A 13,852-nucleotide genomic window follows, 5' to 3' on the forward strand; every position below is an offset into this window, starting at 1 on the left:
TCCGAAGGTTCTCAGAGATTTTTCAGATCCAATAGTGCTGTGCCGCAGTGGGGGTCATGATCGCACGAGTTCGCTCAGACACTTAGCTCTTGCGCTAAGTATTGCTACAACGATAGTGTGCCTTATGGCTCAGTATTCGACTGTTCTCGACGATGTGTTTCAGGCACTGGCCGACCCGACCCGGCGGGCAGTGTTGAGCCGGTTGGGATCCGGACCGGCCACGGTGGGCGAACTCGCCGAACCGTTCGACATGACTCTGCCGTCGTTCATGAAACACATTCACCTGCTCGAGCGCAGTGGCTGGATTCGCACGCGCAAGGTGGGCCGGGTGCGTGCGTGCACGATCGAGCGAACCAATCTGGATGCAGCCGGACACTGGCTGCAGGAACAACGCGCCGTCTGGGAATCCCGGACGGACCGCCTCGAAGACTTCGTCACCCGGACCTCGAACGAAAGTGAACCGCAATGACATCGATCGATCCTGCTACGGACTTGACCATCTCCCGCGTCATCAGGGCTCCACGGGCAGCAGTGTGGAGTGCGTGGACGGACCCGTCGAAGTTCGAGAAGTGGTGGATTCCCGCACCGGCACTGTGTCGTGTCGATGCCTGGGATCCGAAGCCCGGAGGAGCATTCCGCACACTGATCAGTGAATCCGGCGGTGCCTACGAACCACACATGGACGGCTGCTTTCTCGCCGTCGACGACGGTGAGCGCATCGTCTTCACCAACTCGCTCGTCGAGGGTTGGCGGCCGGCACCCCAGTTGTTCATGACCGCGGTGATCACCCTCTCCGACCACCCCGATGGAACCGAGTACCACGCCCACGTGATGCACCGCAACGAAGAAGACCGAAAGATGCACGAGGAGTACGGCTTCCACGACGGCTGGGGCACCGTCATCGCACAGCTCGCCGAGTTCGTCGAGGGTCAGGCGCGGCCCTGCGACCGCAACTCGTAGCGTCGCTCGGCGTAGTCGAGGTCGTCCTTCCACAGCCGTGCAGCAGTGAAGTTCATCGCCGGTCGCAACAGACCGGATGCCTTGCGTGCCATCTGGAATCCCGGACGATCCGAGCTGGCGATCGTGGCCTCGATGACAGCGGTGCGCGGGGTGCCATCGGGCGCGGGAGCCAGCGGCGTCGCATGCGTTTCGACGACGCTGCCCGCTCCTTCGCCGTCGAGAATGCGCATGACGATCGTGCGGGGCCCGGGGCAGACGAACTCGGCCCGCACCGGAACTCCGACGCCACGGCTGACACGGAAGGTCACGTCGACGAGGAAGCGATCGTCCTCGTCGGGCACATCGATGTCGGTGGGCGCGCTGACGACCTTCAGTCTCGCGAACGAGTACGGGTGGAACCACGCGCCGTGCCAGGGGTCGAGTCGATTGGCGATGATGTCGTCGGGCTCGCACTTGCCGACGAGGGTGACCACTCCGGCGATGGCAGTCGAGGCCGGCGGGCGGATCGGGACCACGGGGACGGGCGTCGGCTCCTCACCGCCGAGCTCGTCGAGGCGGACCCACACCAGAACCCCGTCGTCGAATGCGGGAACCGGACGCCAACCGGGCTTGCCCTTCGGCCCGAGCGCAAGACCGTGCCAGCGGCAGACCAATGTGTCGCATTCGATCTTCGCGGTGTCCAACGCGGCACCGAGATGCGGACATGCGCCCGGCCCGATGTGCACCTTGCCTGCCGAGTCACGCCACGCGACCAGTTCGGTGGTGCCCACATATCGACCGAACGGCTTGTCGGCCTTGACGTCGCGACTGGCAGCGAACACGAACCAATTGCCCGAGGTCCGCGTCTTCGCACGCTTCAAAGCAGACTCGATGACCTGCGGATTCGCACCCTTCCAGGTGGGCTCCTGCTTGGCCCACGACTCCGACGGCAGCGGCTGCAACGGCATCGTCTTCGGCCAACGTCGTCGTACTGCATCCAGCGCGGTCATTGCTGCTCCCAAAGTCGACAATCGATTCCCGTGTTCTTTCACCATTGTTCCCGTTCGTGGGTACTCAATGTGACATCTGGTGGCCTTTTCGGGGGTCAATGTCACATCGAGTGGACTCGGGGAGCGGTTGCGGGAGGGTGTCGGCGGAGGGAAATGGTGGACGCTCAGGCCGTTGGGTTCGCGGTATCGACCACTTGCCGACGCCATTTGCCGAATGATCGGGGCGAGGACACTGCGAGTACGGCGACCGGGTGATTGTCGTGTCGGTAGAGCGCGACAAAGGGTCCGGTGGCGGGGTCGCCTTCCACGATTTCGGCGACGCAGTGGGGTCCGTGATGTCCGGCGAATTGGATTCGTGCGGCGTATTGGTCCGACCACACGTACGGCAGCCCGGTGAATCTCGTGGACCCACCGGTGAGGAGCGCCTCGACGGCGACGGCCGGTCGGGTGGCGGCGGAGGTCCAGTGTTCGTCGCGTCGAATCACCCCCGCGGCATCTCGCACCGCAGCGCAGTCGCCGACGGCAAGCACAGCCGGGTTCGAGGTGATGCCGCGTTGATCGGTCACCACCCCGCCGCAGATCTCCAGTTCGGCCCCGTCGAGCCAGTCGACGTTGGGCACCGAGCCCACTCCGAGCACGACCACGTCGGACTCGATCGTCGAACCGTCCGCCAATTCCACCGCACGCACCCGCCCCGCCTCGACGACGAATCCGGCCACCGACACCCCGGTGAGGAGCGTCGCACCGGCGTTCCGATGCCAGCCGGCGATGAGTGAACCCAACTCACCACCGAACACGCGGGCAAGCGGGGTCTTCGACGCCTCGACCACCGTCACCGATGCGCCCAATCGAAGTGCCGTCGAGGCCACTTCGCTGCCGATGAATCCGGCACCGACCACCGTGACTCGAACGCCGGGCACCAACGAACTCCGCAGAGCCAGCGCATCGTCGAGGCTGCGGAGCACGTGAATCCCGTCGACACCGATTGTCCCCGGCAGGCGGATGGCGGATGCACCCGTCGCGATCACCACGGCATCCGCCGTCACGTCGCCGGAGACGGTGGATACCGTCGTTCCCGACAGACCCGTCGCCGCGCATCCGAGGCGCCAGTCGAGATCGAGATCGTCGACGTCCAGCGGTACGGCCGATTCGTCGCCGAGCAGAAAAGCCTTGGACAACGGGGGACGGTCGTACGGCTGGTGCACTTCGTCGCCGATCATCGTGATGCGACCGTCGAAACCCTGATCACGCAGGGCCCGGGCCGCGGCGACGCCGGCGAGTGAGGCACCGACCACCGTCACCGACTTCACGGGGTGACCGCGATGCGGATGACCCCGTCCTCGACGTGTACGGCGTGCGTTCGCACCGGAACCTTGGCGGGCGCTCCGAGTGCAGCACCGGTGCGGAGATCGAAACATGCTGTGTGCAAGGGGCATTCGACGGCGCAGCCTTCGACCCAGCCCTCGGACAGTGAGGCGTCCTGGTGGGTGCAGGTGTCGTCGATGGCGAAGAACTCACCCTCGACGTTGAAGATCGCGATCGGCGGTGCCCCGGCCGGGGTGATGCGCAGGGCCTCCCCGTCGGGGAGATCCTCGGCGCGACCGACGTCGAGCAGGACGCGGGTGGAGAACGTTGCGGTCATGGTCGGGCCTCCGGGGACCTGGGGGTGTGCAGTGCTCGTGTTGTACCCAGCGTGAGCTCACCCCGTTGCGGCGATGGAACGCTCGAGTTTCGATCGTGTGAATCTGTTGCGCTATACGAAGTGCAGTTCGTATTGTGCAACTAAATCAACTCGACGTACACCCCCTAGGAGCGTGTCATGTCCTCGAGCATCCCGAGGGTTGTGATCGTCGGTGCCGGAATCGTCGGCTGCAGCCTCGCCGACGAACTCACCGCGCGCGGCTGGACCGACGTCACAGTCCTGGACAAGGGCCCGCTACCGCTCACCGGCGGTTCCACCTCGCATGCGCCGGGCCTGGTGTTCGCCACCAACTCCTCTCGATCGATGTCGCGATTCGCGGCCTACACGGCGTCGAAGTTCAAGAAGCTCGGCTGCTTTCTCGACGTCGGCGGACTGGAAGTGGCCACGACGCCGGAGCGGGTCGACGAGCTGCATCGACGCCACGGCTTCGCGTCGTCCTGGGGCCTGACATCGGAAGTGGTGGACGCCGAGCGATGCCTCGAGCTCTACCCCTTGCTCGACGGCAGCCGAGTGCTCGCCGGTTTGTTCACACCGGACGACGGGTTGGCCAAGGCAGTAGAGGCCAGCAGGGTGCAGGCCGAGCGAGCCACCGCCCTCGGCGCGCGCTTCATCGGCGGCATGGAGGTCACATCGATAGACCAGAGCAACGGCCGAGTGACGGCCGTGCGTGCGGGCGAGCACACGTTCGAGGCCGACATTGTGGTCTGCTGTGCCGGGTTCTGGGGGCCGGAGCTCGGTGACCTCCTCGGCATGCAGATACCCCTGCAGCCGCTGGCGCATCAGTACGCACACACCACGGCACTGGACCTGCCCTCGCGTCGAGCCGGAACCGAGGCCACGCTGCCCATCCTTCGGCACCAGGACGAGCGGTTGTACTACCGCGAGCACGGCGACCATCTCGGAATCGGCTCGTACCACCATCGGCCGATGCCCGTCGATTCGCGCGACCTCGGATCGAGCGAGAACGTGACCGCCGAGAACATGCCGTCGTCGATGCCCTTCACCGAGAACGATTTCGCCGACGCCTGGCAGCGCAGCACCGAGCTGATTCCCGCGCTCGGAGACGCGAAAATTCAGCACGCGTTCAACGGGATCTTCTCCTTCACCCCGGATGGAGCGCCGATCGTCGGCGAATCCCGAGAAGTCCAGGGACTGTGGGTATCCGAGGCGATCTGGGTGACGCATTCTGCCGGCGTGGCGAAATCGCTTGCCGAGCAGATGATCACCGGGCACAGCGAGATCGACATGCACGAGTGTGATCTGTACCGATTCGAGAAGACCGACCTGGTGCCGTCCAACGTTGCACGGACGAGTGCGCAGAACTTCGTCGAGGTCTACGACATCATTCACCCGCTTCAGCCGAAGGTGGAACCACGACCACTGCGCGTGAGCCCGTTCTACGGTCGCCAGCAGGAACTCGGCGCGATGTTTCTCGACGGGGCCGGCTGGGAGCGGCCGCACTGGTACGAATCGAACAGTGTTCTGCTCGAACAACTTCCGGAGCAGTGGCAGTCACCCAAGCGCGAGCCGTGGTCGGCGCAGTTCTGGTCGCCGGTCAGCGCTGTCGAGGCCTGGCGCACTCGTGAAGCCGTCGCGATGTACGACATGACGCCGCTACGACGCCTCGAGGTCGGCGGACCCGGTGCACTCGCGCTGCTGCAGAAGTTGACGACCAACCAGCTCGACAAGAAGGTCGGCAGCGTCACCTATGCCCTGATGCTCGACGCGACCGGCGGAATCCGGAGCGATGTGACCGTGGCGCGAGTGGCTGCGGATCGTTTCCAGGTGGGAGTGAACGGCCCGCTCGACGAGGACTGGATGCTCCGTCATGCCGGGAGCGATGTCTACGTTCGCGACATCACCGGTGCCACAGCCTGTATCGGACTCTGGGGGCCGCTGGCCCGAGAGGTGCTGGCACCCCTCACCTCGGCCGACATCTCGCATACGGGTCTGAAGTATTTCAACGGCCGAGCGATTGCTGTGGGCGGCGTCGACGTTCTGGCGCTGCGACTGTCCTATGTGGGCGAGCTCGGCTGGGAGCTGTACACCGATGCCGATACCGCACTGCGCCTGTGGGACACGCTGTGGGAGGCGGGACAGGCGCACGGCGTCGTGGCAGCGGGACGGAGTGCGTTCAACAGCCTCAGGTTGGAGAAGGGCTACCGATCCTGGGGCACCGACATGACGACCGAACACGACCCGTACCAGGCGGGGCTGGGCTTCGCGGTACGGAAGACCAAGGGCGACTTCATTGGAGCCTCGGCACTGCAGGACGGAGGCAACGGACCGGTGCTGACCTGCCTGACATTGGACGACCCGTCGCACGTGGTGATGGGCAAGGAACCGGTGGTGCACGACGGGACGGTGGTCGGGTACGTGACCAGTGCCGCCTACGGATACACGATCGGCAAGACGGTGGCCTACGCCTGGCTACCGGCAGGGCTGCAACCCGGCGATCACGTTGCAGTGCAGTACTTCCGTGACCTACTACCCGCGACGGTCATGGCCGAACCGCTGGTGGATCCCGACATGAACAAGATCAGGTGTTGATATGACGTATGACGTGATTGTCCTCGGTATCGGTGGAATGGGCAGTGCCGCCGCCTGTCACCTCGCCCGACGCGGACAGCGGGTGCTGGGTATCGATCAGTTCGGTCCCGCGCATGCGCTGGGATCGAGTCACGGTGGCTCCCGCATCTACCGGCAGTCGTACTTCGAGGACCCGGCCTACGTACCGTTGCTCCTGCGCGCGTACGAACTGTGGCACGACCTCGCCTCGGACAGTGGGCGGGACGTGTTCACCGAAACCGGTGGTCTCTACGTGGGAAGGCCGGACGGGCTCACGTTCGGCGGCAGCCTGCGTGCCTCGGAGCAGTGGGGCCTGAAGCATGATGTTCTCGACCCCACCGAGGCACAGCGGCGCTTCCCGACGGTCCGACTGCAGCCCGACGAGTTCGCCCTCTTCGAGGAGAAGGCGGGCATCGCGCGACCCGAGACGACGGTGGCCGCGCATCTCGATCTCGCCGAAGCTGCGGGTGCCGAACTGCGCTACGACGAGAAGGTGCTCGGTTGGGAATCCACCGACTCCTCGGTGACCGTGACAACAGTGGCCGGCACGTACACCGCTGGTGCACTGGTCATTTCACCGGGAGCGTGGGCACCGAAGCTGCTGGCCGAGATCGGCGTACCGATGGTGGTCGAACGGCAGGTGATGCACTGGATCACCCCGGAGTCGGGCGAAGCGGCCTTCGACAGCTCGCACCACCCCGTGTACATCTGCGGGGACGGGCCCGATCAGATCTACGGCTTTCCGGCCATCGACGGGGAGGGCGGTGGCGTGAAGATCTCGTTCTTCCGCGCCGGAACGCCGTGCGATCCCGACACCATCGATCGCACAGTGCATCCCGAGGAGATCGCTCGGCTGCAGCAGCGCATCGTCACCACGTTTCCGGCGCTGTCCGGACCGCATCAGGATGCGAAGACCTGCATGTACACCACGACGCCGGACGAGCACTTCGTTGTCGCCAAGCACCCGGATCACGCGAATGTGACAGTGGCGTGCGGCTTCTCGGGGCACGGCTTCAAGTTCGTCCCCGTCATCGGCGAAGTCCTCGCCGACCTCGCGATCGACGGCGCGACGAAGCATCCCATCGCACTCTTCGACCCGGCGAGATGCGCGGTGTCGGCATGACCATGGTCGATCCCGAACTGCAGCCGACTCTGCTTCCGACGCTGGGAGGTGAAACCTACGTCGATCCCGCATATTTCGTCCGCGAGCAGGATCGGATATTCGAGCAGATGTGGTTCTGCGCCATCAGGTCGGACGACATCGTCGAGCCGGGCAACTTCCGGACGGTTCAGATCGGGCGAGAGTCGGTTCTGATCAGTCGCAATCGAAAGGGCGGTGTGACCGCGTTCTTCAACATCTGCCGTCATCGCGGCGCGACACTGTGCACCGAGGCGTCGGGAACGGTGCGTCGAAACTTCCAATGTCCCTATCACGCATGGACGTACGATCTCGACGGGAAGCTGATCGCAGCTCCAAACCTGATCGATATGCCGATGATCGACCGGGTGGAGTACGGGCTGCGGAAGGTGCACGTTCGGGAATGGCTCGGCTACGTCTGGGTGTGCGTCGCCGAGGATGCGCCGTCGTTCGAGGACACGGTGCAGGGTGATGTTCGCGAACGGCTCGGCGGTGTGGGTGCCATCGACTCGTACGACATGGACTCGCTCGCCCTGGGGCGTCGGATCGTCTACGACGTCAAGGCCAACTGGAAGCTCATCGTCGAGAACTTCATGGAGTGCTATCACTGCGCAACGATTCACCCCGAGCTCACCGAGGTGCTGCCGGAGTTCGCGGACGGCATGGCAGCGCAGACGTACGTGGGCCACGGTGCCGAGTTCGGCAGCGACATAGCCGGTTTCACGGTCGACGGCTCCCACGGGTTCGACGCCCTCGACGGTGTGAGCGAGGACCGTGATCGACGGTACTACGCGATCACGATTCGGCCGACGGTGTTCGTCAACCTCGTCCCCGATCACGTGATCATCCATCGCATGTTCCCGATGGCCGTGGATCGCACTGTCGTCGAATGCGATTGGCTGTATGCGCCCGGGGTGGTCGCCGATCCGACCAATGCGGCAACGATGGACAAGTCGGTGGAGCTGTTCCATCGCGTCAACGAGCAGGATTTCGAGGCGTGCGAGCGGTGTCAGCCGGCGATGTCGTCACGGATGTATCGCGACGGCGGGGTCCTGGTGCCGGCCGAGCATCACATCAGGGTGTTTCACGACTGGGTCGGATCACGCGTGGCCGGACCAACCCAATAACGTCGAGACACGCTGTGCTGCTTCGAGAACCGAGGATCCAGCAGCGGTGAGACGGTCCTCGTCGAGGCGGTAGGCGGGACCGGAGACAGTGATGGCACCCACTGCTGTTCCGTCGTAGCTGATGATGGTGGCTGCTGTCGCGTTGAGTCCTATCTCCAACTCTTCACGGGCGTAGGCAATCCCGGTGGCACGGACCGTCTCGATCTCGTCGAGCAGATCGGCCTTGGTGGTGATGGTGTTCGCAGTGAACAGCTCGAGATGACCGTCGACGCCGGCTTTGAGGAGCGAGTCGTCGTACGCCATCAGGGCTTTCCCACTGGACGTCGCGTGCAGAGCCGATCTCTCGCCGAGCCAGTTGTGACTGATGATCGACGAGCCGCCTCGCACCTGATCGATGTTGACGGTCACGTTGCCGTCGGGCACAGCGATGTTGACGGTCTCGCCGATGGTGTCGGCGAGTTCCTGCAGGATCGGTCGGGCGATGCGGGTGATGTCGAGTTGAGCGGATACGGACGTGGCGAGGCGGATCAGGCCGATGCCCAGGCGATACTTGCCGCGCTCGCCGGGTTGTTCGACGAGTCGGCGAAATTCCAGTGCGCTGAGCAGGCGAAAGGCCGTGGACTTGTGTACCTCGAGGTGCGCCGCAACGTCTTGAACCCCAGATTCGCCGTGGTCGGCCAGGTATTCGAGCACCTCGATCGCACGGTCGACGGACTGGACAGGGGACTCGGACACCAACCCAGTCTTGCAGACTCAGCTGACGCCGACCCATCGAAGTCCCGCAGTAGTGGCAGCCGCGGCGAGAACGATGACGACGAACGGCGCTCGTTGCCAGGCAAGTACGGCGGCAACGGCGACTCCTGCGGGCAACGCGAATCCGGCGAAGTCCTTGCCCACGAGGAGGGTCGATGTGGCGACCAGTGCCACGAAGATGACGGCGACGGCAGTGGTCATGACCCTGTCGATCCGGGGTGAGATGGCGACTCGGGTTCTCAGTGCCGGGCCGGCGATGCGGAGCGCGTACGTGCCGATGACCAGTGCGAGCAGGGGAATCGTGAGGTTCATGCGGATTCCTTCTGTGCAACAGGAGCATTGGAGAGCATGACCGGTACGACGGCGACCAGTGCCAAGAGCACGGGTAGTCCGCTGGGCAGGAACATCGAGGCGACGAGCGCAATGCATGCTCCGACGAGGGCTGCGTTGCGGGTGGCCCGGTCTCGGAGCGCGGGCATGATCAGTCCCAGCAGGATCGCAGGGAATGCGGCATCGAGACCGAGTGCGGCGGTATCGGTGATCGCACCGCCGCCGAGCGTGCCGATCACGACGCCGATGTTCCAGGTGACGAACAGTCCGATCCCGCACAGCCAGAACGCTGTTCGACGGCTGCCCTCGTCCTTTTCGGCAACGCTGAAGGCCACTGCCTCGTCGGTGATGAGGTGAGTTCCGATTAGTCGCTTCAACGGAGAGACGTTGCGAAACACCTCACCGATGGAGAAGCCGAGCGGCACCAGTCGGATGTTGGCGAGCAACGCGCTGGCGACGGCGGCAACGGGATTGCCGCCTGCAGCCAGAATGCCGACGAAAATGAATTGGGACGACCCGGCGAAGACCACCAGTGACATCACGACCGGCAGCCACAGGGGCAGACCCGCTGCCACCGAGATAGCACCGAACGATGCCCCGACCAGAGCGTCGGCCAGGCAGACCAACGCGATGTCGCGGATGTTGACCCCGGGCAGGGTTCGCCATGTCGAACGCATGGTCGTTATAGTGGACGATGTTAGGCTGTTCGTCAAATCAAACGATCGTACCGATGGAGTGAACGAATGGCGGATACCGGTCCACCGATCGCGGCAATAGCTGCCGCTCTCCAGCAGGAACGGCGGCGCGTGGGACTGTCTCTCGCCGAAGTGTCCCGCCGAGCAGGTATTGCCAAATCGACGCTGTCGCAGCTTGAATCGGGTACCGGGAACCCGAGCCTCGAAACTCTCTGGGCGCTCAGCGTCACCCTGGACGTGCCGTTCTCCAGGTTGGTCGAGCCCGCGAAGCAGTCGGTCCGCCTGATTCGTGCGGGGGAGGGTCCGAGATTCGCGTCGGACAGGGCGGACTACACGGCGACGCTGCTGGCGTCGTCTCCACCGAACGCTCGGCGGGACATCTATCTGATCAGCGCCGACGTCGGTGAACCGAGGCGCTCGGACCCACACTCGCCGAATGTCGTCGAGCATGTGGTGCTCAGCGCGGGACGGGCGATGGTGGGCCCGATGGGGGAGGCCGTCGAACTGGTGCCGGGCGACTACGTTGCCTACCCCGGCGACGTGCCGCACATCTTCGAGGCCCTGGAGCCGAACACCATGGCAGTGATGATCACGGAACACAGCTGACGTAGGGGGAATAGTCGGCGGGCATGCCTCGTTGGACTCTTTTGACGGCGTTCGCTTGGCAAGCCCCGGGCCTCACCCCATTTGTCGCTTCGAGCGACCACTCGCCGAGAGGCGTTTGCAGCGGACGTCGTCCCTACTTTTGTCCGCTGATCGAAAGGGACAGGATTCATGGCAGCGAAGACGTGGTTCATCACCGGCACATCCAAGGGATTCGGACGCGAGTGGGCCATCGCGGCCCTCGAACGCGGCGACCGGGTGGCAGCGACCGCTCGCAACACCGACACGCTGAAGGACCTCGTCGAGCAGTACGGCGACGCGATTCTGCCGATCGAGCTCGACGTGAACGACCGGGCGGCCGACTTCGCGGCCGTGCAGCAGGCTCACGAGACGTTCGGCTCACTCGACATCGTTATCAACAACGCCGGCTACGGCCAATTCGGCATGATCGAGGAACTGTCCGAAGAGGACGCCCGGGCGCAGATCGAGACCAACGTCTTCGGTGCGCTGTGGGTGACCCAGGCCGCACTGCCGTTCATGCGTGCGCAGGGCAGCGGCCACATTCTGCAGGTGTCGTCCATCGGCGGTATCTCCGCGTTCCCGAACGTCGGTGCGTACCACGCCTCCAAATGGGCCCTGGAAGGATTCAGCCAGGCATTGGCGCAGGAGGTCGAAGACTTCGGTATTCACGTGACGCTGATCGAGCCGGGCGGGTTCTCCACCGACTGGTCCGGCCCGTCTGCGAAGAAGTCCACCGACATCGCCGCATACGACCCGATTCGGGACAAGGCCACGAAGCTGCGCAGCGCCCGGCAGGCGACTCCTGGTGATCCGAGTGCAACGCGGTCGGCTCTGCTGAAGGTCGTCGACGTCGAGAAGCCGCCGCTGCGAGTCTTTTTCGGCGAGGCTCCGCTGGAGATCGCGACGAAGGACTACGAATCGCGACTCGCGAGCTGGCGCGAATGGCAGCCCGTGGCCGTCGAGGCACACGGAGGCTGATCAGGCCGCACCTGAACCGTCTGGTTCGGTTGGAGCCACCCCTTTCGCGTTGCGTTGCGGTCGATCAGTTCTCCGGAGTCAGCGCACTGATGTTCGCCGACGTTCGCTCATCGGTGTCGGACGTCTCGTGAAAGTAGCGACGGAAAAGCATCCGCATCGATTCGATGACGTCGATGTGCTGCTGAAGAACGATGTCGAGAGAGCGATCTGTGCCGGTGGCCAGGCTGAGAAACTTGGCTTGCAAATCCTGAGCGGACTTGAGGTCGCCCCAGGACTTGACTTCGGTGAGCGCAAGCGCGTCTACCTGCATCTTCTTGAGGTGAGCGAGGTAGGCGACACAGGCACCGTCGCATTTGGCGGCGACATCGGCTGGAATGGTGATCGTGCCGGCGTCGGCTTTGGCGTTCAGCTCCTGCCAGTGCGCAATCAGGTTTGCTCGAGAATCAACCACGGTTGCCCGTCCTTCCTGTCCGTACCACTATTTGGGTAGTTCGGGTTCGAGTCGGGCCACGACGACATTGAGTTCGGTGCATGGGTCGTAAGGTGGGCTGCCAGTCAGTTGACCTGTAATCAAAGTTGCTCTGATCAATTGAGCTCCAGCCATGAATGCGATGCCGCAGGTGCGGGATGCATCGGCCGCAATCTGCTGATACTGGGTGGCATCCCGGGTGCCTACTCGGACAGGTTGAAGTCGGTCGAAGTAGGCAGGGTCGTCGATGTAGTCCAAGCTCTGAAGCCCAACGAAAATGCGTACGAAATACCCGTCGGCAGGCGAGCGACTTACCCAGCCGCAGATCTTGAATCCGTTTTGATCGCGTCCGAATATCCCCGATTCCTTGGTCTCGGCGTTCAATCCCGCTCGCACGATGGCCTCGTCGGGGATGGTGCAGGGATCCCATGGCGTCGTGGGTGTTGCGAGGGTGGTGCTGGCCGCGGTCGGAGTCGCGTCATCTTCTGTAGCGCTCGCACAGCCCGTGAGCAGCAGAAGTATCGCCATTGCCGGGAGCCATCGACGTGCCCTGTGCATCGCTTCGTCCATTCCTCGAGAACACCTATGTTCTTGGACGCAGTTCCGCCTCGTCCGGTTCCCGAGACGGTCGAATTCACGCCCCTCGTCGGAATTCACACCGCGTCCAGGGGGTGCGGATTCCCACGAGGGGCGTAGATCGGCGGTACTCGAGCGCGATCGCCCGATGGGTTGCCATCGTAGGTGCGTCACTGTGCGGCGTCGGTGAAACAGCCTCGATGACTGCACGATCGAACGGACGCCACCGACGATTCGACTCCATGATCCCTGCGTCGGGCTGTGTCACAGTCGCTTTCGCGCTTGCAGACGCTCCACGAGTCCGAGGTTGAATCTTTCGATGTCCTCGACGGTGAAGGTGTCGTCGCCGACAAGTGCGAGAGAGGGGCGTCGCAGGAAGTGCTCACCGCCCACGGGGATGCTCACCAATTCGACCAGGCGCTGGAGCCATCGAACGACCCGCAGGGACGAGGGGACGTGGTCGGCCAGCAGAAGGGTTCCGCCGGGCCGCAGCACTCGTGTCATTTCCGCGAGAGCGACGTCGGGTGAGGGGATCGCGCACAGGGAGAAGGTGCAGACGACGGTGTCGAACGATGCGTCGGGGAACTCCAGTCCATGCGCATTGCCGAGCATCAGATTGGCATCGGGCATCACCGACTCTGCACGAGTTCGACCGCGCGCCAGCATGTCCGGGCTCAGTTCGATCCCGGTCAAGGCCGTCCGCTCCGGGTAGTGGTCGAGGTTGAGGCCGGTTCCCACCGCGATCTCGAGTACCTCGCCGGTGGCTCGAGAGCAGATCCAGGATCGGGTGTCTCGAAACAGAACGCGGTCGAGAAAGTTCATGTGCTTGTCGTAGTGGACCGACTGTTGGTCCCAGTATCGCTGCCACCTGTCATGCCGATCGGTCGGATGTGACGGCATAGGTCAGGCCTCCAGGTAGGCGTCGTGTCGCGCCTGTCATGTA

Annotated in this window: 16 protein-coding genes; 7 read left to right on the plus strand and 9 right to left on the minus strand. The window is 64.1% G+C overall.

Going from position 1 to position 13,852, the window contains the following annotated elements; genetic code table 11:
* Window positions 1–124: 124 nt before the first annotated feature.
* Together R3P95_RS15985 and R3P95_RS15990 are read left to right on the plus strand one after the other, a co-directional pair.
* Window positions 125–469: an ArsR/SmtB family transcription factor gene (locus R3P95_RS15985; protein WP_094670403.1), complete on the plus strand. Its 345-nt coding sequence runs from the start codon at window positions 125–127 to the stop codon at window positions 467–469.
* Entirely contained in the window at window positions 466–960 is a 495-nt protein-coding gene (locus tag R3P95_RS15990) for an SRPBCC family protein (RefSeq protein ID WP_068045342.1), read from the plus strand. Before R3P95_RS15985 ends, R3P95_RS15990 begins: the two co-directional genes overlap by 4 nt.
* Here the strand turns inward: R3P95_RS15990 and R3P95_RS15995 are convergent.
* The 3 genes from R3P95_RS15995 to R3P95_RS16005 all read right to left on the minus strand — a co-directional run bounded on the left by R3P95_RS15995 (window position 930) and on the right by R3P95_RS16005 (window position 3,591).
* A complete protein-coding gene (locus R3P95_RS15995) occupies window positions 930–1,949 on the minus strand; it encodes a DUF5914 domain-containing protein (protein ID WP_068045338.1) in 1,020 nt (339 codons plus the stop codon). The two genes, R3P95_RS15990 and R3P95_RS15995, sit on opposite strands and share 31 nt — an antisense overlap.
* 164 nt (window positions 1,950–2,113) lie before the next feature.
* Window positions 2,114–3,259 (minus strand): NAD(P)/FAD-dependent oxidoreductase, encoded by a 1,146-nt coding sequence (locus R3P95_RS16000; protein ID WP_317548815.1) that lies wholly within the window; start codon window positions 3,257–3,259, stop codon window positions 2,114–2,116.
* Window positions 3,256–3,591, minus strand: coding sequence for a bifunctional 3-phenylpropionate/cinnamic acid dioxygenase ferredoxin subunit (locus R3P95_RS16005; protein ID WP_269595804.1), 336 nt, complete (start codon window positions 3,589–3,591; stop codon window positions 3,256–3,258). Before R3P95_RS16005 ends, R3P95_RS16000 begins: the two co-directional genes overlap by 4 nt.
* Window positions 3,592–3,768: 177 nt before the next feature.
* On the opposite strand from R3P95_RS16005, the gene R3P95_RS16010 reads away from it, so the two are divergent.
* Genes R3P95_RS16010 through R3P95_RS16020 form a run of 3 tightly spaced genes read left to right on the plus strand, consistent with a single transcriptional unit; the run spans window position 3,769 to window position 8,484 of the window.
* A complete protein-coding gene (locus R3P95_RS16010) occupies window positions 3,769–6,201 on the plus strand; it encodes a GcvT family protein (protein ID WP_317548816.1) in 2,433 nt (810 codons plus the stop codon).
* Between the two features lies 1 nt (window position 6,202).
* Complete coding sequence (gene solA, locus R3P95_RS16015; RefSeq protein ID WP_317548817.1) at window positions 6,203–7,342, plus strand: N-methyl-L-tryptophan oxidase; 1,140 nt, start codon at window positions 6,203–6,205, stop codon at window positions 7,340–7,342.
* On the plus strand, window positions 7,339–8,484 hold the full coding sequence (locus R3P95_RS16020) for an aromatic ring-hydroxylating oxygenase subunit alpha (RefSeq protein ID WP_317548818.1): 1,146 nt from the start codon (window positions 7,339–7,341) through the stop codon (window positions 8,482–8,484). Before solA ends, R3P95_RS16020 begins: the two co-directional genes overlap by 4 nt.
* On the opposite strand, the gene R3P95_RS16025 is transcribed toward R3P95_RS16020, so the two are convergent.
* The 3 genes from R3P95_RS16025 to R3P95_RS16035 are packed head-to-tail and all read right to left on the minus strand — an operon-like array spanning window position 8,458 to window position 10,244.
* Window positions 8,458–9,219 (minus strand): IclR family transcriptional regulator, encoded by a 762-nt coding sequence (locus tag R3P95_RS16025; RefSeq protein WP_149407641.1) that lies wholly within the window; start codon window positions 9,217–9,219, stop codon window positions 8,458–8,460. The genes R3P95_RS16020 and R3P95_RS16025 overlap by 27 nt on opposite strands.
* A gap of 18 nt (window positions 9,220–9,237) precedes the next feature.
* Complete coding sequence (locus R3P95_RS16030; protein WP_317548819.1) at window positions 9,238–9,549, minus strand: AzlD domain-containing protein; 312 nt, start codon at window positions 9,547–9,549, stop codon at window positions 9,238–9,240.
* A complete protein-coding gene (locus R3P95_RS16035) occupies window positions 9,546–10,244 on the minus strand; it encodes an AzlC family ABC transporter permease (protein WP_300515899.1) in 699 nt (232 codons plus the stop codon). The genes R3P95_RS16030 and R3P95_RS16035 overlap by 4 nt, the downstream gene beginning before the upstream one ends.
* 66 nt (window positions 10,245–10,310) lie before the next feature.
* Between R3P95_RS16035 and R3P95_RS16040 the strand changes: the two genes are divergently transcribed.
* On the plus strand, window positions 10,311–10,868 hold the full coding sequence (locus tag R3P95_RS16040; protein ID WP_317532965.1) for a helix-turn-helix domain-containing protein: 558 nt from the start codon (window positions 10,311–10,313) through the stop codon (window positions 10,866–10,868).
* A gap of 168 nt (window positions 10,869–11,036) precedes the next feature.
* On the plus strand, window positions 11,037–11,864 hold the full coding sequence (locus R3P95_RS16045; RefSeq protein ID WP_317548820.1) for an SDR family oxidoreductase: 828 nt from the start codon (window positions 11,037–11,039) through the stop codon (window positions 11,862–11,864).
* A gap of 64 nt (window positions 11,865–11,928) precedes the next feature.
* Here R3P95_RS16045 and R3P95_RS16050 read toward each other — a convergent pair whose 3' ends face one another.
* The 3 genes from R3P95_RS16050 to R3P95_RS16060 form a co-directional block, all read right to left on the minus strand.
* On the minus strand, window positions 11,929–12,315 hold the full coding sequence (locus R3P95_RS16050; protein WP_317548821.1) for a hypothetical protein: 387 nt from the start codon (window positions 12,313–12,315) through the stop codon (window positions 11,929–11,931).
* Between the two features lie 27 nt (window positions 12,316–12,342).
* Window positions 12,343–12,903: a DUF3558 domain-containing protein gene (locus tag R3P95_RS16055; protein ID WP_317548822.1), complete on the minus strand. Its 561-nt coding sequence runs from the start codon at window positions 12,901–12,903 to the stop codon at window positions 12,343–12,345.
* Between the two features lie 270 nt (window positions 12,904–13,173).
* Window positions 13,174–13,731, minus strand: a complete 558-nt coding sequence (locus tag R3P95_RS16060) for a class I SAM-dependent methyltransferase (RefSeq protein ID WP_317548823.1) — start codon at window positions 13,729–13,731, stop codon at window positions 13,174–13,176.
* Window positions 13,732–13,852 lie beyond the last annotated feature (121 nt).

This window comes from Rhodococcus cercidiphylli, assembly GCF_033042225.1.
Lineage (GTDB): Bacteria > Actinomycetota > Actinomycetes > Mycobacteriales > Mycobacteriaceae > Rhodococcoides.